We start from the raw sequence: 21,963 nt of genomic DNA, 5'->3' as shown, positions 1-21,963 counted from the left end.
TCTAAATTGTTTTATGATATTCATCCAAAACATAACTCTTTTGTAGTGCAGTGACTATAGCTCGTAAAAATAATGGTCTATTGATGCACTATATGTAGATAAGTTTGCAGAAGTGATTCTGTGCATGGTGGCACGCTACTATAGCACTTACGAATTATTTGTTATACTGACGCGCATATTAGCCGAATTGGCATGAATACATGAGACAAGGTAAATAAGTATGCAAGCTTGGGTAATTGGCAATTGGAAACAGAATCCTGCGACTAACAGTGCTGTCAATGCACTATTGGACGACTTATTGACTAAAGTTAATACTGAAGAACAAGCCAACTCGCAGGCATCAAAAAACCGCTGTAAATTAATGGTAGCACCCAGTTGTGTTCATTTAAGTACAGTGAGTACGCGTCTAGCAGATAGCTCAATACTCTGTGCAGCACAGGACGTTAGTACTTATAGTGCAAGTACAGGAGCCTATACGGGTGACTGCTCAGCGCAGCAGGTAGCAGATGCAGGTGCCACTTGGACGCTACTTGGCCACTCTGAGCGTCGCCAATATCACAAAGAGTCTCATGATTGCCTGATAAGCAAATTGTCTCATGCGTTTTCTCAGAAATTAGGCGTGGTGTTTTGTATCGGCGAAACGCAAGAGCAGTATGACAATGGTCAAACACTCGACGTTATCAATGAGCAACTTTCGGTTATTAAGGATTTACTGACTCAACAGCCAGAGTTAGCATCATCGTTATCTGAAAGGCTGCTCATCGCTTACGAACCTGTATGGGCGATTGGTACAGGTAAAGTGCCTACTGTGGCAGAAGTGAGTGAGACTCATCAGCATATCAAGCAAACGGTTGCAAGCTTTGCTGATACAACAGATACGATTACCGTGTTGTATGGCGGTAGTGTTAATGCTGATAATGCCAATAGCTTTGCTTCCGACGCTATGATTGATGGTGCATTAGTGGGCGGCGCCTCATTAAAAGCAGAGAGTTTCCTAGCGATTGCCGATGCCTTTAACCAAGCCAATGCTTAAATGAATAAATAACGCTCAGATATCAAGATCATAGCTTATAGAGAGTATGGTTTTATCGGTTAGTAAAAGTAGGTTTAACACTGCCCTTGCAATCGTGTACAATGCGCCTTATTTATATAGTCGATTTGGCATTTGATCATGCCGATTGTCATTCTATTAACCTTACGTTTTATTTTCCGTTATCAGTCGTCATTACGCGGCAAAAGAGGCCACCATGTTTACGTTTATATTAGCCCTGCATATTATTGTGGCCATTGCCATGATCGGCTTGATTCTGATACAGCATGGTAAAGGGGCAGACGCTGGAGCTTCTTTTGGTGCCGGTTCATCAGGTACAGTATTTGGCGCAGCCGGTACTGCTAACTTTTTGACGCGTGCTACGGCAGTGCTAACGGTCATATTTTTTATTACGAGTATGACACTTGCTGTTCATGCTCGTAAGCAAGCAGAAGATCAGTTTCGTCTAGATGCGCCAGTTTCAGCACCGCAAACGCCGCGTCCATTGACTCAAAATCCTGAGTAACCCTCTTTTAAGTAGGCAGCGCTTGCTATTTTGGTAGGTTAGATTTACAATGCTTTCCTGTTTTCGCAACTCCTGCTCTATAGATGCCTACCTTAAGCATCATTGATTATAGATTGGATGATAGAGACAGAGCAGTACAATGCGATTGTGGTGGAATGGTAGACACGCCATCTTGAGGGGGTGGTGGCGAAAGCTGTGGGGGTTCAAGTCCCCCCAATCGCACCAAGTTTTACAGACGCAGCATAGCGTCAGGTTGGATTTTTAGCAGATAATACTTAATTTATAATTAATTTAAAAAAAGTATTGACACTTCTACGAAACTTCCCTATAATATGCGTTCTAGATTGATGCGGGGTGGAGCAGTCTGGTAGCTCGTCGGGCTCATAACCCGAAGGTCGTTGGTTCAAATCCAGCCCCCGCTACCACTTTTTATACTGATGTTTTGTACACTAAATTTGTCAGTACCGATTAGCCCACCATTATGTTTGTGGGTTTTTTTGTATCTGAAGGTCAGTGTTATCGCGGTATCTATCCTACTTATGCTAAGCTCTAAGTCTATAGAGTACGATATTACTCGTCACTGGTCATCATCGGCCGCTACCGGCACGGTGCTTCTTAAGCAACACTATCTTTTATTCCTCATACTTTTATCGATAGTAGTGCTTTATAAATAATAAAAGCATTGTTTGGCCGAGCTTGATGTTTTTTACGCTCGTCCCTATATAAATGCACAATATGTATCATATATTTGTGATTTAAAATTATATACTGACCGTGACTCTTATCATTATAAGATTGCTATATGCAGATAAGAGTCAATCATTAATACGGTTTACTAAGTACGATAGATAAGTGAATAGGAAAATACAAAGAGATTATGAAGCTTTCGACTAAAGTTGCAGAACTGACTAATATTATTGCCCCTGCTGTGGCCGCTTGTGATGTGTCACTATGGGGTATTGAGTTTGCGCCACAAGGTCGTCGCTCTTTACTACGTATCTATATTGAGGCATTGCCAGAAGAGCAAGCCCAAGATAAACAAGTAACGATTGAAGATTGCGCGGCAGTAAACCATCAAGTAAGCGGTATCTTAGAAGTTCATGATCCTATCGCTGGTGAATACATACTAGAAGTATCTTCACCTGGTTTTGATCGTGCGTTTTTCTCAGATGAGCAAATGCATGCGTATGTTGGTCAAACTGTGAGCTTGCGTCTGATTCAAGCCATCGGTACAGGCGATCAGAAACGTCGTAAAGCCACAGGCACTTTAGATAGTATTGATGAAAACTCTTTAAAACTGACGTCAAGTGATGGCGAGCAGTTTGAGATTGCACTAAGTAATATTGATAAAGCCAATTTGATTTATGAAGATGCCTAGATTTTTACTAGGGTAACTGTTTATAGATAGACAGTTTTATCTTCCAATAGCTTATGTGGCTTATAGCAACTATATAATAGCAGCACCCAAATTATAAAATTTAAGTCAATTAAAAATGATAGGACAGGTATAGCATGAGTCGTGAAATCTTAACGGTAGTAGAAACTGTCAGTAATGAAAAGGGCTTAAATCCTGAAGATATCTTTGAAGCAATTGAAGACGCTTTAGTGGTATCGACTAAGAAAAAAGTATATACCGAGCAGCCAGAAGTGGCTGTACGGGTAGCGATCGACCGTGCAACTGGCGATTACGATACTTATCGTTACTGGACAGTGGTTGCAGATGAAGACCATGAAATGCCAGCTTGTCAGCTTGCTATCACCGATCTTGATCAAGAAGAATGGTCAATTGGTGATGTTAAAGAAGAGCAAATTGAATCAATCGAATTTGGTCGTATTGCTGCTACTCAAGCCAAACAAGTCATCATCCAAAAGATTCGTGAAGCTGAGCGTGCACTAGTTGCAGACGCTTTCGAGCCACGTGTTGGTGAGATGATGTATGGCGAAGTCAAAAAACAGACTCGTGATGGCTATATCATCGATTTGGGTGACAATGCCGAAGGTTATTTGTCACGTGATCAAATGTTGCCACGCGAACAACTCCGTGCAAAATCGCGTATAAACGCTATCTTGTACCATGTAAACCGTGAAAACCGCGGTGCGCAGTTACTGTTATCTCGCACGCATCCTGAAATGCTATCAGCATTGATGCAAAAAGAAGTGCCTGAGATTGCAGAACAAATTATCGAAATTCGTAACGTCGCTCGTCTGCCAGGTACTCGTGCTAAAATAGCCGTGAAAACCAACGATCATCGTATTGATCCAGTTGGCGCTTGTATTGGTATGCGTGGTACACGTATCCAAGCAGTACAGCAAGAGCTAGACGGTGAGCGTATTGATGTGGTGGTATGGTCAGATGATCCTGCCCAGTTCATCATCAGCTCTCTAGAGCCTGCTGACGTAAGCAGTATCATTTTAGATGAAGATACGCAAACGGCAGATATTATCTTTAGCACCAATGATCAATTGGCGCGTGCTATTGGCTCACAAGGTCAAAACGTACGTCTAGCGTCTGAATTGACGGGCTATAAGCTTAATATGATGCTCGAAGAAGAGTATCAACAACGTCAACAAAACGAATCAAAAGCGTTTATTGAATTATTCTATGAGCGCCTAGAGGTAGATAAAGATTTAGCACAGGCATTGGTTGATATTGGTTTTACCAGTATCGAAGAAGTAGCCTATGTACCAGTTGAGACTTTCTATGATATCGAAGGTCTAGACGATGAAGCGATTGATATGATTCAAGAGCGTGCTAAAGAAGTTGTCATCGCTGATGAACTGGTCAAACAACAGAACATGAAAGAGCCAAGTCAAGAGCTTCAAGAGCTTGAAGGTATGACAGTCAGTTGGGCTTATAAAATGGCGCAAAAAGACATCATTACTGTTGATGACTTGGCAGAACAAGCCGTCTTCGATCTAGAAGATATCGAAGGATTAGACTCTGAAACTGCAGGAAAACTCATCATGAAAGCTCGGGAATCTTGGTTCGATGAATAAGCGGTAACTGCATATCGCTGTCTTTTGGTGATATGCTATTGAGAATAAAGCGCTGATATCTATTTATAAGTATCAGCCTTAACCCAATCATTTGTAGCCAACAACTGAATTGAACATATAGCAAATAATAGACAGTAGGTGATAATAAATGGCAGATAAGACCGTCAAAGAACTGGCAGAAATGGTAGGCAAAACTACAGATGCTGTAAAGCAGCAATTAGTAGATGCTGGCCTGCCTGCTCGCGCAGAGGATGACCTAGTCACCGAGCTTGAGCAAGAAAAGCTGGTGACGTATTTAAAGCAAAGTCATGGTCAACAAGAAAAGCGTCGTATTAGTCTTAAATCTAAGACGACCAGTACTGCACGTGTGACCGGCTCTTCTGGTAAATCTAAGAGCGTCAACGTAGAAGTGCGTAAAAAGAAAGTATTCGAAAAGCCTGATCCAGAAAAAATGGCTGAAGAGTTAGCCGCTCGTGAGCAGGCTCTAATTGAGTCTCAAGAACGTGCAGCAAAAGAAGCTGAAGAACGTGCCGCTACTAAGAAAAAAGCGGAAGAGCGTCAAGCAGCAACGCTAGCAGCAATGCGCGCAAGCTTAGGCTCTAGCAAAAAATCAGACGACAAGAATGATGATATTTCTACATCAGTTGTCGTCAAAAAAGGCGGCAAAGCGACGGCTGAAGTTAAGCCTAAAGAGCAGCCGAAGAAAAAGGTTGCTGCTACTAAGCCTAAAGTTGAAACCGTTGCTGAACGTAAAGCTCGCGAGACTCGTGAGAAAGAAGAAGCGCGTCTGCGTGAAATCGAACTAGAAACCCGCCGCACACAAGCTGAAGAAGCGCAAAAGCGTACACTTGAGCAAATGCGCAAAATGGCTGGTAAATATACAGATCGTGAGCCTGTTACTGAAGTACGTAAAGATGAGCCATTGGCTGAAGGTTTGGTCGGTGATGCACTAGAAGAGTCTTTCGAGAAAGAGCGTCGCGAAATCAAACGTGGTTCGAACAGTACTGGTACTCGTGGTCGTCGTCGCAAGAACCAAGATGAACGCGAAATCAAAAACCGCAAAAACGGTTTGCGTTCAACTCAAGCGTCACAGCATAAGTTTGAAAAACCTGTCGAAAAAATCGTCTATGATGTCGAGATTAGTGAGCAAATTTCAGTTGCCGATCTTGCTCAGCGTATGGCAGTTAAAGCTCGCGAAGTAACCAAATTACTTATGAAAATGGGTGAAATGGCTCGTGAGTCAGATACGATTGATCAAGCAACCGCAAGCTTGCTTGTTGAAGAAATGGGCCACAACCCAGTACCAGTTAGTGATACTAAAGTCGAAGATGACTTACAGTACGCAGTTGATGAACGTAGTAGTAATATCCAGACTCGTCCACCAGTAGTGACTATTATGGGTCACGTCGATCATGGTAAGACCTCACTACTAGATAAAATTCGTGAAACGAAAGTTGCGAATGGTGAAGCGGGCGGCATTACACAGCATATCGGTGCTTACCATGTAAAAACTGATCGCGGTGTTATTACTTTCCTTGATACTCCAGGTCACGCAGCGTTTAGCGCAATGCGTTCACGTGGTGCTCAAGCGACTGATATCGTTGTATTGGTTGTTGCAGCTGACGATGGCATGATGCCACAAACAGCAGAAGCCATTGATCATGCACGTGCAGCTGGTACGCCAATCATTGTTGCTATCAACAAAATGGATAAGCCAGGTGCTGACCCTGACCGTGTTCTTAATGAATTAACGACGAAAGAAGTTGTTTCAGAAGAATGGGGCGGCGATACACCAATGGCTCGTATCTCAGCCAAAACAGGCGAAGGTATCGAAGACTTACTAGAATTCATTAGCTTGCAAGCTGAGCTAATGGAACTAGAAGCGCCACTAGACGGTGCTGCTCAGGGTGTGGTTATTGAATCAAGACTTGAAAAGGGTCGTGGTCCTGTCGTTAGTGTCCTAGTGAAAAAAGGGACATTGAAACAAGGTGACTTGGTTCTAGCTGGTGAGCACTATGGTAAAGTTCGTGCATTGACTGATGAGCATGGCCAACGTATCAAGTCAGCTGGTCCTTCTATTCCTGTAGAGATTTTAGGTCTGCCTGAAACACCTGCAGCTGGTAGTGAGTTCCTAGTTGTAACGGATGAGAAAAAAGCTCGTGAAGTTGCGGACTTTAGAACCAACCGTGAGCGTGAGCGTCAACTTGAGCGTCAAAATGCGATGCGTTTAGAAAGCATGTTTGATCAGATGGGCCAAGGCGATGTGTCATTCTTGAATATCGTACTGAAAACAGACGTACGTGGTTCACTTGAAGCACTACTAGCTGCCCTAAATGAATTGTCTACTGATGAAGTAAAAGTCAGAGTGATCAGTTCAGGTGTTGGTCCTATCTCTGAGTCTGACGTAACCCTTGCAGAATCGAGTGAAGCGGTACTTTTAGGCTTTAACGTTCGTGCAGATGCTACTGCACGCCGTAAAGCAGATACTGCTAACATGGATATTCGCTACTATAGCGTAATCTATGGTTTGATCGATGATGTTAAAGCAGCAATGAGCGGTATGCTTGCTCCTGAACATCGCGAGAAAATCCTTGGTGTTGCAGACGTTCGTGAAGTATTCCGTTCTAGTAAGTTCGGTGCTGCTGCTGGTTGTATGGTGGTCGAAGGTACAATCTATCGCAACAAACCTATCCGCGTATTGCGTGATGACCAAGTTATCTTTACTGGTCAATTGCAATCATTACGTCGTTACAAAGAAGACGTTAATGAAGTACGTACTGGTATGGAATGTGGTTTGGCCGTTCGTGGCTATGATGTTGAAGCTGGCGATAAGATCGAAGTCTTTGAAATCCAAGAGTTCGCACGTACTATCTAAAGCTGCTGTTCGATAGCAGAGTATGTATCAATGCAATATGCGCAATCCGCTGAGCTGTTTAGATACTTTGCTAATATTCAGCTGTACTTAGGCCTAACAGGTACATCCTGCTAGGCCTTTTTTAGCACATATCAGTGCCACATCTATTAATCAGCAGACTTATACAGTAATAAAATAAGCCCATTAAAGTAAGGTAACAACATGAACCAACGTTTACAAAGATTGTCGGATCAGATTCAGCGTGAGCTTGCTGTTCTTATTCGCGATGAAGTCAATGACCCTCGTCTAACGGGTTTTGTCACGATCTCTAGTGTCAAGGTTAGCCCAGATTTAGGCTATGCGGACGTCTATGTCACTATCATGGAGCCTGAGCTCAATGATGCTATGAACAAGACCAATCATGAAGAAAGCATCAAAGTATTGAATAAAGCGGCAGGATTTTTACGTACGGAACTAAGCCATAGCTTGAAGACACGTACTACGCCGCGCCTACGTTTTCACTATGATGAAGTAACGGCTCGTGGTAACTACATGATGGACTTGATTAGTAAGGCCGTGACTAAAACTGAGCAAAACGAGAATGACGAGTAAATTATTATTATGTCTATAGCGTCTAAGCAGGTTGATAAACAAGCCAATAAAGCACCTGATAAAGTAAAAGTTTCAGGTGTCATATTGGTGGATAAACCCAAAGGTATGACCTCGCAGCAAGTCGTGTCAAAAGTAAAGTATTTATTTAAATCACCTTTCCACGATAGTAAAAAGGCAGGGCATACAGGGACGCTTGATCCGATGGCAACTGGCCTGTTGCCTATTTGTTTGGGTGAAGCCACCAAGTTTAGCCATTATCAACTGGATGCTGATAAATCTTACCAAGCGACTATCTTGCTAGGTAGTCAAACCGATACTGGTGATGCTGATGGCCAAATCGTAACACAGGCTTCTATCCCAGAATTTGATGAAGCCTCATTAGCGACTATTGCCCAGCAGTTTTTGGGTGCTCAGCAGCAAATACCACCGATGTATTCAGCGCTAAAAAAAGATGGCAAAAAACTGTATGAATATGCTCGCGCTGGCATTGAGGTTGATAGGCCGCCCAGAGATATTACGATTAAAGCAATCAATCTACAGATGATAGATGATACCCAGATTAATCTCACGGTTACTTGTACTAAAGGTACTTACGTACGCGTATTAGCGGAAGATATTGCGAAGCAGCTAGGTACGCTAGGACATTTGACAGCATTGCGCCGTACACGAGTAGGAAACTTCAGCATTGATGATGCTATCGCTTTATCATTATTAGAAGAGCATGGTTTAGAGGAGCGTCAGTCTTGGCTACTGCCCATCGATGCTTGTATTGATATCGATGCTGAGCTAACCCTGACAGAGGAACAATGCGCCCGCGTACATATGGGGCAACGCTTAAACGTATTTGATGAGCTAACAGGTAAGCTCAAGGATTATGTTGCTAGAATGGTTTCTGACCAGCTGTCTAAGAATAGCTCTGTCGATATTAATGATGATGCTAGTACTCACAGTAAAGCTAATATTGGTCTTGATGCGCCTCAGCTCCTAGAGCATGAAATACCTATTGATATACGTTTACTCAATGAGCAGGGAGAATTTCTCGGTTTGGGGTCTGTGAGCTTAAACGGACGTCTACAACCTAAGAAATTGATTCAGCGCTAATAGTAAAGTTTTCATCAATGCTACTTAAATAGAGAAACTACCACCTAATATTGGCTTGATTTACTAATAGTTTACACTAATCACATACCGTCACATTTTATTGCAGGTTTCGCCTATGGTGAAACCTGTTTTTTTTGTACTCTAGATTCATCAGATAGGGAATGCTGAGTTAAAAAATAAAACGGACAAATATTATAAAAATAAAAAATTGCCATAAGGTTAATAACTAAAACGATAAACAATTAAAAGTAAAAACCAATGCAGAAAGGACGCATTTGAACAAAAATAAAATAGTTCAAAGGAGAATGTACTGCCAAACAATAATAAAACTAACTTATAAAAATATACTGGCTCACAAAAACTAATAGATAAGAAGAAGGAAAGTTATGAAAACGATCGCTTTTTTACTACATAACCACTTTGAACAAGCAGAGTATGAAGACGTCAATAATCAGCTAAAAGACAAAGGCTATAAAACACTTCTCATAACAACAAATGATAAAAAAGAAGTGCAAGCCATGCAGCAAGACGTAGATAAGAGTGATACTTTTACTGCTGATATCTTCGTAGAAGATGCTAACGTTTCTGACTATGATGCATTAGTGTTACCAGGTGGTACTGTCAATGCTGATACTATTCGTGGTAACGAAAAGGCTCATCAAATTATCAATGCTATAAATGAAGCAGGAAAGCCACTAGCTGTTATTTGTCATGCTCCTTGGGCTCTCATCAATACAGGTATTGCTAAAGGCAAAACCCTTACCGCTTATCCTACTTTGCAACTAGATTTAGAAAATGCTGGAGCAAACTACGTAGATAAGACAGTACAAGTAGATGGCAATCTTATAACCTCGCGTAACCCAGACGATATTCCTAATTTTGTTGATGCCATAGATAAAGCATTATCTTAGAATTTTGATTTCTAAATAAACCAGTTCAATTAGTTAAGTACTATTAAATCTCAATTCTGTACGACTAACATTTATAACCATAACTAAGGAAGATACTATGTCAAACTCTAATCCAAATGATACTAAGCTTGAGCAACAACGTTCTGATTCAGCAGAAGCGGCGCTCAAAAGCCAAACTGAAGACAATCATAATGAAAATAGTGAAGCAGCAGCAGAACGTATCGCAGCTAATTTAGAAAACGCGAAAGAAGATAAGTAGGTTTTTAATATGCCACCTGTAATAGGTGGCATTGATATGTTTATAGTTTGCACGTCTTATGATCGATGAGTGCAACGACAGTTAGTCCACAAAATAATAATTCAGGAGCTAATATGAGTAATTCACCGAACAATATGGACGAGCAGGAAAAAGAGATTGAAAAGCTTGCAGAAGAAATCAATCCAAGTGAACATACCGCCCCAGATAGTCTAGCGGAAGTGACTACTGCCGCGCCTCTTGAAGATGATGAACTAGGCGGCAATGCGAAAGAATCTGACGTTAATAAGTAACTAGTATTTAATAGATAGTTATCTATCAAATACTAGTTACTAGAAATTAAATATCGCTTTACAAGTATTATGAAAAACTGCTGCTAGTTCAGCAGTTTTTTGTTATAATTACCCCCACATTTAAATTAGGTTTTGAATGATGTACTGTAGTTAGCCCATTACTTTGATTAAGTAGTGCTATAGCTAGATGCAATGTACGATTCAAAACATACTAAATGGTTGTTAACTGAGCTTGTCGTACACTAGGTCAACTCTAGTAATGCAGGGTTGTCCTGAATGGCGTACAGGTTATTTTATTTATTATTCTATTGCTTTAATACTGACTGCAAATTGCAGCCTGTATTTAAAGTTTTTAGCATTGCCGGAGATATTTATGCTAACTAATACCGATCGTGAACAAATCATCGCTCAATACCAACGTGGCGAAAACGACACTGGTTCTCCAGAAGTTCAAGTAGCTTTGTTGAGTGCTCGTATCAATGATTTGCAGAACCACTTTAAAGCACACAAAGCTGACCATCATAGCCGTCGCGGTCTTATCCGTATGGTTAACACGCGTCGTAAACTGCTTGATTACTTAAAAGGTAAAGACCTTGGTCGTTACACTACTCTAATCAGCCAGTTAGGTCTACGTCGTTAATCTAACGACAATAGTACGAGTGGAGGCTGAATTTTTTGCTAAATCGCTTGGAAATTGTTTGTTGTTATCGATAAAATAGATTTTTCTAAAAACGGTGTGGAATAGTTTCACGCCGTTTTTTTATGCTTATTCATTTTAGATACCGTGCTCAAATAGTAAGAGCTGTAACTCCTTTTATGGAATAGCTAAGAGGAATATTGGTATAAACTGTACTAGCCAAGCCCCAAATACGGTATTTTCTGACGATAATTGCGCTACTGTGCAATTAATTGGTCAATGGCTATAAATCACTGTAAAATAATGCTTTGTGAGTTTGATAGCGCATCTGCTACAGATATGGCGATTATTGATAAAATACTTATTATTTGGCTTGGTAATCGGCGCGGATAGCTGATATTTGAAAGCCTAGAAAATAGCCTGTAGGGTTTTTAGCATCGAAGTCTTTTGACTTAATGTCTTTTTGATAGTATTTATAGTAAAGCCAAAATTGCACGACCGAATATACATAATAGTACGATGTCTAACTCAGACAAATATATGAGATAACCAAGTAACGTTATTGGCATTGGTTGCGATGATTTCTAATAGAAAGCATGTCAACTGATAGCCATATACACAGAATTTTAATGACAGATATCAGCTTTTTTGACGCTGATATCAGTTTTGTCAGTCAACATTAGGAAGATTATATGACAATGTTCAACACCATTAAGCGTGAATTTCAATATGGCAACCAGCAGGTTGTTATCGAGACAGGCCGTATTGCCCGTCAAGCAAACTCTATTTTAGTACACATGGGCGGCGTAACCGTATTAGTTGCAGCAGTCGTAAAATCAGAAACTAAAGAAGGTCAAAACTTTTTTCCGCTAACGGTTAATTATCAAGAAAAAATGTATGCAGCGGGTAAAATCCCAGGCGCTTACGGCAAACGTGAAGGCCGTGCGAGCGAATTTGAAACCTTAACTTCACGCTTGATTGACCGTCCGATTCGTCCGCTATTCCCAGAAGGCTACGTAAACGAAATCCAAATCACCGCAACAGTTGTATCATCAGATAAAACTCAGTCTGCAGATATCGCTGCACTAATCGGTGCTTCAGCAGCATTGGCTATCTCTGATGCGCCATTTAATGGTCCTGTTGCTGCCGCTCGTGTTGGTTTCATTAACGGTGAATACGTTCTAAACCCAACGTCTGAGCAGCTTGAAACCAGTGACTTAGATTTGGTTGTCGCTGGTACTAAGTCTGCAGTATTGATGGTTGAATCTGAAGCGGCAGAGCTGTCAGAAGACCAGATGTTAGGTGCAGTATTGTACGGCCATCAGCAACAACAAATCGTTATTGATAACATTGCTTCAATGGCTGAAGAAATCGGTACTGCTAAGCAGCAATACTCTGCTCCTGAGCGTGACCAAGCACTTACCAGCAGCATGAAAGAGCAGTTCGGCGAGCAAGTTGCTGACGCTTATACCATTACTGATAAGCAAGCACGTTACACGAAGCTTGATGAAATTAAGCAATCAATTATTGATGCACTTGCTGGTGATGCTGAGTCAGAAACTTATGCTGATACCGTATCTGAGCTTAAAGAAATCTATAACGACCTTAAATATCGTACCGTTCGTGACAACATCTTGTCAGGTAAGCCGCGTATCGATGGTCGTGACCCTGAGACAGTTCGTGCGCTTGACGTACAAGTTGGTGTATTGCCATATACGCATGGTTCAGCATTGTTCACACGTGGCGAGACGCAGGCATTGGTTACTACCACACTTGGTAACAGCCGTGACGTCAACATGATTGACTCACTAGGTGGCACGATTCGTGACCATTTCATGCTGCATTATAACTTCCCGCATTTCTCAGTTGGTGAAACGGGCCGTGAAGGTATTCCAAAACGTCGTGAAATCGGCCATGGTCGTCTAGCACGCCGCGGTGTACAAGCGATGCTGCCAGATAGTGAGCGTTTCCCGTATGTGATTCGTGTGGTATCAGAAATCACTGAATCTAACGGTTCATCTTCTATGGCTTCTGTTTGTGGCGCAAGCTTGGCATTGATGGACGCAGGCGTACCATTAAAAGCACCAGTTGCTGGTATCGCGATGGGTCTGGTTAAAGAAGGCGATCGTTTTGCTGTATTGTCAGATATCTTGGGTGATGAAGATCATCTAGGTGATATGGACTTTAAAGTAGCCGGTTCTAAAAACGGTATCACTGCACTTCAGATGGATATCAAAATCGAAGGTATTACCCCTGACATCATGGAGCAAGCGCTTAAACAAGCTCATGCAGGTCGTATCCATATCCTAGAAGCAATGAACCAAGTATTGCCTGAGAGCCGTACTGAAATCAATGCTCATGCACCAAACTACGCGGTTATCGAAATCAACCCAGACAAGATTCGTGACGTTATCGGTAAAGGCGGCGCAACTATCCGTCAGCTAACGGAAGAAACTGGCGCGGTTATCGATATCGATGATGCAGGTACTATCCGTATCTTTGGTGAAAACAAAGCAGCGACCAAGGCAGCTATCGGCAAAATCGAAGCACTAACTGCTGAAGTTGAAGTTGGTAAAACTTATGAAGGTACCGTTGCGCGTATCGTCGACTTCGGTGCATTTGTAAATGTTTTGCCAAACACGGATGGCCTAGTACATATTTCACAAATCGCAGAAGAGCGCGTAGAGAATGTATCAGACTACCTAAAAGAAGGTCAGGTCGTTAAAGTACTTGTACAAGACGTTGATAACCGTGGTCGTATCAAACTGACTATGAAAGGTGTTGAGCAGAACTAATACTCAATATCTGATGTGGTTTAAGTAATAAAAAACCGCTTTGAAATGCTCGTTATGAGTATTCAAGGCGGTTTTTTTATGTGTCCAAAAAGATGATGACTGGCTAGCTAAAAGGCCATTTATAACTCAATGCTTTTAGGCAGATGTATATCGATACGAAGTTTTGGTAGGTCTTGTAAGTACTCAGTTAGTAATGGCAAAGTATCAGCATGCCAGTCTAAAGGCAGGGTATCTACTGTAGTGCTTTCATTGGATACGATATCACGTGGTCTGCCTGAGATAAGCGGCCGAGCAAGTAATGCAACTCTGCGTATGCCTTGGTAACGTATAAGCGGCATTATTTGCTGTTGCAAATCAATCAAGGCAGCAGTCAGCCAACGTGTGCGCGCTGGATGATAAGGATGGTTTGATATCACAAGGTTGGCAATATAGTTTGGCTGGTTACCGTTACTACTGATACCAAGTCCGACCTGCTCACGTGTACGCTTATTAATTAAGCAGCTACCAACATTCAGACTACCATCGCGGCACGCACGATGATAGCGACTATAATTATCAGGAAATAGAGTTTTTGCTCGTGTGAGTACAGGATCTAAAACGACACCAGCATTGTTGACAGGTAAAACAAGCAACTGTGCATTGCTATTTAAAATAGAGGCATGTGTGAGTTGTAAAATCGCCATCGTAAGCCTCTCTATAACCAAATCAAGTATACAGTTATTGAACCATCGCTTTATTAGAGTCGCTTGCTTCTAACTGAGCAATTTGCTGTTCGAGTAGCGCAATTTGTTCTGCCTTCATATCAGTCAATTGCTTATTCATAGCCACTTGTTCAGCTGCTAACTTTTCTTGTTCAGCCAGTCGCTGACGCTCATCTTCTAAACGATCAATCTCTTCTTTAGCCAAGCTATCATTTTCTGGTAGAGGCGCATCTAATATAGCAGTAGGGTTTGGTATCGCGATACTGTCATTATTGGCTGCTCCAGAGTTTTCATCCATAAGCCCGCCGTCGTCAATCACAGAATCATCTGATACTTCTGAAGTGCTGTCTTTGACTGATTCTGTCTGTGATTGGTCAATTACTGGTGCTGAAGTAGCGTTATCTATAGGGAGTGTGGACTGAGTGCCAGACCTTCCTACGATAAGGTAGACAATGACGATAAGTAGCAATACTGAGATAAATATTGCCAAAATTTTCTGACGTTTTTTAGTCTGCTTTTTCTTAGAAGCATGGGTTGATGAAGGACGAATGTTTTCTCGTTTCATATTATGATCGATTCATGTCAAGAATATAAGTAGCCATACTATAGCAAACTCAAAATAAAAAGCCCATCTATTGATAGATAGGCTTAATAGACCATTAAATAATAAAGGATTTAATCTGTTTTTAGATATGAGTACTAAATAGTTAAGACTTGAATTTTACAGTGCCGCTGGTGCCAGTCGCCATCGCATCACGAGCCATCTGATCTTCTAAATGGTTCTTGGCACTAATGGCATCAGGATCGGGACGGTGCTCTGTGTGTCCGCACTGAGTACATTCAATATACTCATCTGGGGCAGGAGTCACGATATTAACTTGCACCACAGCGTCCATCTCCTGACATTTTGGACAACGTACCCCTGCTAGAAATCGGCGCTTAGGACTAGATGACTGATAACGCATTTAAATGACCTCGCAAGTCGTTTGAGTATTTGCGGTATCAATATTTTTAACATCAGTGAAACCATTATGACGTAGCAAGGCGTCGATACTGGCGCTACGACCACGGAAGTTTTCAAAGTTGGTTTTCGCTGGGAAACTGCCGCCAACAGATAAGATAGATTCACGGAACGCTTTGCCTGTCGCTGGGTTGAAAATACCGTCTTCTTCAAACTTGCTAAACGCATCAGCTGATAGCAGTTCCGCCCATTTATATGAGTAATAACCTGCAGCATAACCACCCGCGAAGATATGACTAAAACCATTAGCAAAGCGGTTATAGTCAGGTGTTTGCATAACGGAGATATCATGACGGACAGTATTGAGCGTCTCTAAAATGCCATCGTAACTCAGTGCTGGCGTATGAGCATGAATGAGTAGGTCAAATAGAGCAAACTCTATCTGACGCAGCGTTTGCATGCCACTTTGGAAATTTTTCACTGCTAATAGTGCATCGAGCTTGTCTTTAGGTAATGGCTCACCAGTCTCAACGTGGCTGCTGATAAGAGCGATACCTTCAGCGTCCCAAGCCCAGTTTTCCATAAACTGACTAGGAAGTTCGACTGCATCCCACTCGACGCCATTGACACCAGCGACATCGCCCACCGTCACTTGGGTCAATAAATGATGCAAGCCATGACCAAACTCGTGGAATAAGGTTAATACTTCATCATGGGTCAATAAACTAGGTTTGCTATCAAGTGCTGGCGTGAAATTTCCAACCATAAAGCAAACGGGCAGCTGCTGATGGTTCAGTTCTTCGTAACTATAGCGAGATTGGAAACCACTCATCCATGCACCGCCACGCTTACCGCTACGTGCAAATAAGTCAAAGTAGAAGCCACCGAGCAAGCGATCATCAGCATCGAATAATTGATAAAAGCTTACATCGTCATGCCAGCGAGAGACTGAGTCACTTTCTGCATCTTTATGACCTTGCTCTTGTACTTTGATACCGTATAGACGCTCAACGATAGTAAACAAGCCCTTAATCACTTTGGGTAATGGGAAATATGGACGAATTTCCTCTTGGGATAAGCTGAATTCACTTTGTTTTACCTTTTCAGCGATATAGGCGCTATCCCACGGTTGCAACTCGTCAATGCCATAATCGCTAGCGTATTTCTGTAGCTGTGCCAAATCTGCTTTGGCAGCAGGGGTGGCTTGCGTTGCTAAGTCACGTAAGAATGTTTCAACTTCTAAGACGCTGTCTGCCATCTTGGTCGATAGCGATACTTCAGCATAATTTGCAAAACCAAGTAGCTTGGCTTTTTGCTCACGTAATGAGAGGATTTGACTCATATTGTCAGCGTTATTTAATGAGTTTCCTTTTGCATTGGTATGCGTATCAAACTCAGAGGCGCGTGTGACATAAGCGTGATACAGCGTTTCCCGTAAACTGCGATCGTCCGCATGAGTCATAATCGCTAGATATACAGGGATATTCAAACTGGCCACATAGTAAGGAGTAGGAAGTGCATCTATATCGGCTTGGCTAAGAGCACCGCTAGCAAGCTCACGCGCTTTGTATTGCTCGCCTGCATCTGCCAATAGTGCCAAACCACTCTCTGTTAAGCCTTTTAATTGAGAGCCTTCTAAAGGCAGGGCAAATGCTTGCGTCGCATCCAAGATATTGTCCGAAAAGGTTGCAGACAAGGTAGATAACTCACTTTGGATAGCGGCAAACTTTTCTTGCTCAGCTTGAGGTAACGCAACGCCTGATAACTCAAAGCTACGTAATGCCAGTTCGATTGCACGTGCACGAGCAGGCTCTAACGTAGCAAAGAAATCTGTGTCATTGACGATAGCTTGATAGCGATTAAACAAAGGCTGATGCTGTCCCACTCGCGTACCGTAAGCAGATAGCTTTGGTAGCAGCTCATGGTGAACATGACGAATCTCATCATTGCTCATCACGCTATTGAGATGCGACAAAATACCCCAGCTACGATCTAATGCCAAATTAATATGGTCAAAGCTCATCACATCTGCCAAAGCTTGTTCAGCGCTTATTTTTTCAGCACTTGTTTTTTCAGCACTGTCGCTTTCTATCACAGTTAAAGTATCTAAAAAAGCATTGGCAGCATCAATAGCGTCAATCACTTGGTTCTGTAACGTATGTGGCGCAGTGTCGGCAAAGTCGACAAGGCGTAAATCTAAAGGAGAAGGTGTCATATAGGTATCCGATATCAATGAATTATTATTAATCAAAATGAGAAAAGTCTGGCTACTATTGAAATATACAGTGTGTTCTTATTTTATATATAGATTATATAAAAGATGGGTTCGTTTGGTAAAAATACAACCTAAGCATTTTTATACGATTCAAGTAATTAGGACAGTGCTAGCAATCTGAAAGTAAATGTCGAGATTCTGATATTTAGATTCAACTTCTCAAGATAATTATCTGAATATGTAGCTATGCTCGTTAAATCAATTCTTTAACAATATAGAGTGCTCTACTTACAAAGCGCTATCATTTGCTTGCAAATTAACCCTACAGGGAGTGGGGTATAGCTGTTAGCATGAAGATAATGGAATTTAAATATTATGCATCGACAGGATGCAAGAAAAACACGGATAGAAATTTCTACACTTATAAAAGTACATGAGTGAAGAAATACATAAAGTTAAAAATGAACGATAATAAAACAAGGAGCAATATATGAAAGCGACTCTTAAAAGTTTACGTGAAACTAAAGCTAACCCTGCAGTAAGTATCTTTGTTAAAACGCATCGTGAACATCCAGCTAATGAGCAAGATCCTATCGCTCTAAAAAACCAATTAAAGGTTGCCGAAGATCGTCTGACAAAAGAGTACGATAAACGAACAGCGACTACCATTCTAGATAATATTCAAAATAAAATAAATGAGCTCAATCACAATTATAACCTTGATACTTTAGCTATATTTGCTAGTACAGATGATGTGCAAGTCATTCGTATGCCAATTGATACAACAGAACGCGTTGTGATCTCAGATAGATTTGCTACGCGTGACTTGGTTCGTGATATGGCAAGTGCGGTTCATTATTATACGGTGGTCTTAACTCGTGATAATGCGCGTTTGATTGAAGCGTCTAACGACCGCGTTGTAAGAGAGTTCGATAAAGATGATGATGCACAAAACAATATGGAGAACATTCAGTTCCCTGTTGAAAACAACGGACTATACACAACAGGCGACGGTGGCTCAGATCGCTCATCAAACAATGAAAGCAGTCACTTAAAAGAATTCTTTAACCAAGTTGATAAAAGTGTCCAAGAATTGTGGGGCGAGCATAAAATGCCTCTTGTTATAGTTGGTGATGCGAAAAATATTGGCTACTATAAAGAAATCTGTGATCGTCCAGACAATATCATCGCTACAGTATCGAATGCGACCAATCTAGAAGACGGTAGTGCTCAGCATATCGTAGATAGCGTGCAAGAAGCCGTAGAAGAGTATCGCACCTCATTACATAAAGCTGCATTGGGCGAAATCGACAAAGCTCGCGGTGCGAATATGTTGCAGACTGACTTGCAGGAAGTATATCGAAGTGCTTTCCAAGGAGCTGGCGAGACACTTTATGTACGACGTGGCTATATACAGTCCGCTAAGATTGATGAAAAGGCACAAACGTTAAGCCCTGCCAATGATGCTACTACGGAAGGCATCACAGATGATGCAATCGGTGAAATCATCGAGCACGTCATTCACAATGGCGGCGAAGCTGTATTTATGCCACAAGACATCATGGGTGAAGATCAACCAATAGCGTTAGTAACTCGATACTAATCTGACGATGACACCTATACGCGATGTTCATTTATGAATCAGCCATTTATGAATTAGCCATTGATAATACATAGGTGTAATATGAGAGCATTGGTTCAATACGAGCCAGTGCTCTTTTTATGTCTGTCATTACCATCACTATGGGTGCTGTCGTAGCTGAGCTATTGATCTTTACTCCATAAATAATGAGCGTACAACTAACCAAACTATGACTACCACCTCTTTTGTTTTAACCAGCTACAACATTCACAAAGGCATGTCACCGCTGAATCGCCAAGTGAAGATGCAAGGTATTGCTCAGGCGCTAGAGTCTGTGGGTTCAGACGTGCTGTGCTTGCAAGAAGTGCAAGGCCAAAACCTCAAACGCAATATGCAATATAACGAGTACCCAGATCAGTCGCAGCATGAATGGTTCGGCGAGTTTTTAGATTTGCAAAACAGTTATGGTAAAAACTCAGAGTACGAAAACGGCCATCACGGCAATGCAGTATTGAGTCGCTTCCCGCTAGATCCCAAACACAATGTAAATATTACGGTCAATAAGCTTGAGCAACGCGGGGTTCTGCACTGTGAGGTACAACCTATCGGTTGGGAGATGCCAGTTGTGGTGCTGTGCGCACATTTGAACTTGTTTGAGCGGGATCGTATCAAGCAGTATCAAGCGATTAGTGACTATGTTCGAAATGAGATTGCGCCGAATCAACCGCTCATCTTGGCAGGCGATTTTAATGATTGGAAAAAGATGTCTTGTGACAAACTGGCATCAGATCTCGGTATGATAGAAGCGTTCAAACATTGTCATGGTAAGCTGTTGCCAACCTTTCCCGCAAAACTGCCAGTACTCAGCTTAGATCGTATCTACGTGCGCAATTTGCTTGTGAAGGATGCTTGGGTACATACTGGAAAGCCTTGGTCATCGCTATCAGATCACCTGCCTATCAGTGCAGAGCTGATGCTACCCTAATACCTAACTATAATAATTCGTCTAAATGTATTATATTGGCAATCTATCGATATATGAACAATTGTCTTTATTGATCATATTATTGATTAACCATGTTCTCGATGGAAAGTGCTATTAACAGCATAACGTTTCAATAAAATGAAGACCAAGTACAGCCTAATAAACAAAATATAAGGATATTCTACGATGGCAACAGCGTCTACTACTGATAATAATCAACAAGCTAACCACAACATACCTAAGACTCAGCACGCCGTACTCATACGTGAGTTCGGTGAGCCTGAAGTCATGAAATACCAAGATGGTGCTGATGTCCCTGAGCTCCAAGACGACCAAGTACTGGTAAAAATTGCCTATGCTGGGATTAACCCTGTCGATTATAAGACCCGCCAAGGTAAAGGCTGGGGCGCGGAAAACATTCGTAAAGACAAGTTTGAGAATGATCAGCCAGCTATTTTAGGGTTTGATGTATCAGGTGAAGTAGTCAGCAGTAATAGCGATGAGTTTGTTGTTGGCGATAGAGTAGCGGCCTTGACTTTTACCGGTGGCGGCTATGCGCAATATGTGGCAGTAGATGCCAAGCTGCTTGCGAAAGTACCAGACAATGTCAGCTTAGAGCAGGCAGGTGCTTTGCCTTGTATTGGACAAACGGCACTACAGTTTGTAGATTTTGCTGATATAAAAACAGATGAGCATGTTGTAATTAATGCACCAGCAGGCGGTGTCGGTCATTTATTAATCCAATTGCTCATGAATAAGGTGGCACAAGATAACATCAAGGTAACGGTAATTTGCTCGCCAGAAAAGTATGCCAAGCTTGATGAGTTGATAGACGTATCTAAGCTGGCGGGTTGGATAGATTATACCAAAGATGAAGCGTTTCCTGATCTACAAGCCGACGTGCTGCTTGATTTAGTCGGTGACGAAGCAGGTGTCCGTGCACTTAGCGTGCTCAAATCAGGCGCCCGCGTGAATGTGTTACCAACTATCTGGGTTGATAAGCTCAAAGAAGCCGGTCAGCAAAAAAACCTAGCAGTAGCAGGCTATAAAGCGCAGCGTAGTGGTCAAGATATGGCGCGTGTTTTACAGGAAGTGGCCGATGGTAATTTAACTTTAAAAATTCAAAAAACTTATCCACTCTCAGAAGTTGTTGCAGCGCACCATGAGCTACAAAAAGGCGATGCTTTTGGCAAGATTGTCTTAGCAGCGGCTGAGTGAATGTCAAGATTACCCAAGTATTAGGTAGTGTTTGGTAGGATTTATTAGTAAGGGGATGTTTGTTGAAACCCAGTAAACTTAACTGATGACTTAACAAATCATACAAAAGTTTTATTTTGAACAACAGAACGTCCCTGTAGTCTTCGTTTATTTATCATAGGATAGAAAGCGAACGATACTAATAAAGGGAATAATATGACTATCAACAATAAGACTATCAATAATAAGACTGTAGTGGCATAATTAAATCGGACCACGCTTAAGAGGTTATACTAACCCAAAAGAAGGA

General features: G+C 41.7%; 19 protein-coding genes and 2 tRNA genes. 17 read left to right on the top strand and 4 right to left on the bottom strand.

Features of this window, described 5'->3' with window-relative positions; translation table 11 throughout:
- The first annotated feature begins 220 nt into the window (after positions 1-220).
- The 14 genes from tpiA to pnp all read left to right on the top strand — a co-directional run bounded on the left by tpiA (position 221) and on the right by pnp (position 14,012).
- Positions 221-1,033: a triose-phosphate isomerase gene (gene tpiA, locus FQV37_RS13400; protein ID WP_160023643.1), complete on the top strand. Its 813-nt coding sequence runs from the start codon at positions 221-223 to the stop codon at positions 1,031-1,033.
- A 214-nt stretch (positions 1,034-1,247) separates the two neighbouring features.
- The gene (gene secG, locus FQV37_RS13395; RefSeq protein WP_021814138.1) at positions 1,248-1,556 is read left to right on the top strand and encodes a preprotein translocase subunit SecG; all 309 of its coding nucleotides are present in this window, start codon (positions 1,248-1,250) and stop codon (positions 1,554-1,556) included.
- Positions 1,557-1,697: 141 nt separating this feature from the next.
- Positions 1,698-1,781, top strand: a tRNA-Leu gene (locus FQV37_RS13390).
- A 123-nt stretch (positions 1,782-1,904) separates the two neighbouring features.
- Positions 1,905-1,981: transfer RNA gene (locus FQV37_RS13385), tRNA-Met, on the top strand.
- Between the two features lie 452 nt (positions 1,982-2,433).
- Positions 2,434-2,934, top strand: coding sequence for a ribosome maturation factor RimP (gene rimP / locus FQV37_RS13380; RefSeq protein ID WP_057757748.1), 501 nt, complete (start codon positions 2,434-2,436; stop codon positions 2,932-2,934).
- Between the two features lie 134 nt (positions 2,935-3,068).
- Positions 3,069-4,553, top strand: coding sequence for a transcription termination factor NusA (gene nusA / locus FQV37_RS13375; protein ID WP_160023641.1), 1,485 nt, complete (start codon positions 3,069-3,071; stop codon positions 4,551-4,553).
- Between the two features lie 148 nt (positions 4,554-4,701).
- A complete protein-coding gene (gene infB, locus FQV37_RS13370; protein WP_160023639.1) occupies positions 4,702-7,428 on the top strand; it encodes a translation initiation factor IF-2 in 2,727 nt (908 codons plus the stop codon).
- 201 nt (positions 7,429-7,629) lie between these two features.
- Entirely contained in the window at positions 7,630-8,019 is a 390-nt protein-coding gene (locus FQV37_RS13365) for a ribosome-binding factor A (protein ID WP_102078739.1), read from the top strand.
- Between the two features lie 9 nt (positions 8,020-8,028).
- Positions 8,029-9,120, top strand: a complete 1,092-nt coding sequence (gene truB, locus FQV37_RS13360) for a tRNA pseudouridine(55) synthase TruB (protein ID WP_160023637.1) — start codon at positions 8,029-8,031, stop codon at positions 9,118-9,120.
- A gap of 386 nt (positions 9,121-9,506) precedes the next feature.
- Entirely contained in the window at positions 9,507-10,031 is a 525-nt protein-coding gene (locus FQV37_RS13355) for a type 1 glutamine amidotransferase domain-containing protein (protein WP_102078737.1), read from the top strand.
- A 97-nt stretch (positions 10,032-10,128) separates the two neighbouring features.
- The gene (locus FQV37_RS13350; RefSeq protein WP_160023635.1) at positions 10,129-10,290 is read left to right on the top strand and encodes a hypothetical protein; all 162 of its coding nucleotides are present in this window, start codon (positions 10,129-10,131) and stop codon (positions 10,288-10,290) included.
- Positions 10,291-10,403: 113 nt separating this feature from the next.
- Positions 10,404-10,580, top strand: coding sequence for a hypothetical protein (locus FQV37_RS14125; RefSeq protein WP_167514323.1), 177 nt, complete (start codon positions 10,404-10,406; stop codon positions 10,578-10,580).
- A gap of 373 nt (positions 10,581-10,953) precedes the next feature.
- On the top strand, positions 10,954-11,220 hold the full coding sequence (gene rpsO / locus FQV37_RS13345) for a 30S ribosomal protein S15 (RefSeq protein ID WP_045443035.1): 267 nt from the start codon (positions 10,954-10,956) through the stop codon (positions 11,218-11,220).
- A 689-nt stretch (positions 11,221-11,909) separates the two neighbouring features.
- A complete protein-coding gene (pnp, locus tag FQV37_RS13340) occupies positions 11,910-14,012 on the top strand; it encodes a polyribonucleotide nucleotidyltransferase (RefSeq protein WP_160023633.1) in 2,103 nt (700 codons plus the stop codon).
- Between the two features lie 119 nt (positions 14,013-14,131).
- Here pnp and FQV37_RS13335 read toward each other — a convergent pair whose 3' ends face one another.
- The 4 genes from FQV37_RS13335 to FQV37_RS13320 all read right to left on the bottom strand — a co-directional run bounded on the left by FQV37_RS13335 (position 14,132) and on the right by FQV37_RS13320 (position 17,889).
- Positions 14,132-14,695: a hypothetical protein gene (locus FQV37_RS13335; RefSeq protein WP_160023631.1), complete on the bottom strand. Its 564-nt coding sequence runs from the start codon at positions 14,693-14,695 to the stop codon at positions 14,132-14,134.
- 34 nt (positions 14,696-14,729) lie between these two features.
- Entirely contained in the window at positions 14,730-15,278 is a 549-nt protein-coding gene (locus FQV37_RS13330; RefSeq protein WP_160023629.1) for a hypothetical protein, read from the bottom strand.
- Positions 15,279-15,420: 142 nt separating this feature from the next.
- Positions 15,421-15,678, bottom strand: a complete 258-nt coding sequence (locus FQV37_RS13325) for a YheV family putative zinc ribbon protein (RefSeq protein WP_101204656.1) — start codon at positions 15,676-15,678, stop codon at positions 15,421-15,423.
- Entirely contained in the window at positions 15,679-17,889 is a 2,211-nt protein-coding gene (locus FQV37_RS13320; protein ID WP_160023627.1) for a M3 family metallopeptidase, read from the bottom strand.
- A 490-nt stretch (positions 17,890-18,379) separates the two neighbouring features.
- Here FQV37_RS13320 and FQV37_RS13315 point away from each other — a divergent pair, with 490 nt between their 5' ends.
- From FQV37_RS13315 to FQV37_RS13305, 3 genes are all read left to right on the top strand, one after another.
- Positions 18,380-19,492 carry an AOC03_06830 family ribosome hibernation factor gene (locus tag FQV37_RS13315; protein WP_160023625.1) on the top strand — a complete coding sequence of 371 codons (1,113 nt, stop codon included), beginning with the start codon at positions 18,380-18,382 and terminating at the stop codon, positions 19,490-19,492.
- 208 nt (positions 19,493-19,700) lie between these two features.
- On the top strand, positions 19,701-20,456 hold the full coding sequence (locus FQV37_RS13310) for an endonuclease/exonuclease/phosphatase family protein (RefSeq protein WP_102091367.1): 756 nt from the start codon (positions 19,701-19,703) through the stop codon (positions 20,454-20,456).
- A gap of 186 nt (positions 20,457-20,642) precedes the next feature.
- Positions 20,643-21,674 (top strand): NADP-dependent oxidoreductase, encoded by a 1,032-nt coding sequence (locus FQV37_RS13305; RefSeq protein ID WP_160023623.1) that lies wholly within the window; start codon positions 20,643-20,645, stop codon positions 21,672-21,674.
- The last annotated feature ends 289 nt before the right edge of the window (positions 21,675-21,963 follow it).

The sequence above is a fragment of the Psychrobacter nivimaris genome (assembly GCF_009812035.1).
GTDB lineage: Bacteria > Pseudomonadota > Gammaproteobacteria > Pseudomonadales > Moraxellaceae > Psychrobacter > Psychrobacter nivimaris.
This window is presented reverse-complemented; position numbering and strand designations above follow the sequence as displayed.

Coding starts and splice junctions, on each gene's coding strand:
- truB (WP_160023637.1), top strand. CDS start 8,029: ATGTCTATAGCGTCTAAGCAGGTTGATAAACAAGCCAATAAAGCACCT.
- rimP (WP_057757748.1), top strand. CDS start 2,434: ATGAAGCTTTCGACTAAAGTTGCAGAACTGACTAATATTATTGCCCCT.
- FQV37_RS13365 (WP_102078739.1), top strand. CDS start 7,630: ATGAACCAACGTTTACAAAGATTGTCGGATCAGATTCAGCGTGAGCTT.
- FQV37_RS13320 (WP_160023627.1), bottom strand. CDS start 17,889: ATGACACCTTCTCCTTTAGATTTACGCCTTGTCGACTTTGCCGACACT.
- FQV37_RS13325 (WP_101204656.1), bottom strand. CDS start 15,678: ATGCGTTATCAGTCATCTAGTCCTAAGCGCCGATTTCTAGCAGGGGTA.
- tpiA (WP_160023643.1), top strand. CDS start 221: ATGCAAGCTTGGGTAATTGGCAATTGGAAACAGAATCCTGCGACTAAC.
- nusA (WP_160023641.1), top strand. CDS start 3,069: ATGAGTCGTGAAATCTTAACGGTAGTAGAAACTGTCAGTAATGAAAAG.
- FQV37_RS13305 (WP_160023623.1), top strand. CDS start 20,643: ATGGCAACAGCGTCTACTACTGATAATAATCAACAAGCTAACCACAAC.
- FQV37_RS13350 (WP_160023635.1), top strand. CDS start 10,129: ATGTCAAACTCTAATCCAAATGATACTAAGCTTGAGCAACAACGTTCT.
- FQV37_RS14125 (WP_167514323.1), top strand. CDS start 10,404: ATGAGTAATTCACCGAACAATATGGACGAGCAGGAAAAAGAGATTGAA.
- pnp (WP_160023633.1), top strand. CDS start 11,910: ATGACAATGTTCAACACCATTAAGCGTGAATTTCAATATGGCAACCAG.
- rpsO (WP_045443035.1), top strand. CDS start 10,954: ATGCTAACTAATACCGATCGTGAACAAATCATCGCTCAATACCAACGT.
- infB (WP_160023639.1), top strand. CDS start 4,702: ATGGCAGATAAGACCGTCAAAGAACTGGCAGAAATGGTAGGCAAAACT.
- FQV37_RS13330 (WP_160023629.1), bottom strand. CDS start 15,278: ATGAAACGAGAAAACATTCGTCCTTCATCAACCCATGCTTCTAAGAAA.
- FQV37_RS13335 (WP_160023631.1), bottom strand. CDS start 14,695: ATGGCGATTTTACAACTCACACATGCCTCTATTTTAAATAGCAATGCA.
- FQV37_RS13315 (WP_160023625.1), top strand. CDS start 18,380: ATGAAAGCGACTCTTAAAAGTTTACGTGAAACTAAAGCTAACCCTGCA.
- FQV37_RS13355 (WP_102078737.1), top strand. CDS start 9,507: ATGAAAACGATCGCTTTTTTACTACATAACCACTTTGAACAAGCAGAG.
- secG (WP_021814138.1), top strand. CDS start 1,248: ATGTTTACGTTTATATTAGCCCTGCATATTATTGTGGCCATTGCCATG.
- FQV37_RS13310 (WP_102091367.1), top strand. CDS start 19,701: ATGACTACCACCTCTTTTGTTTTAACCAGCTACAACATTCACAAAGGC.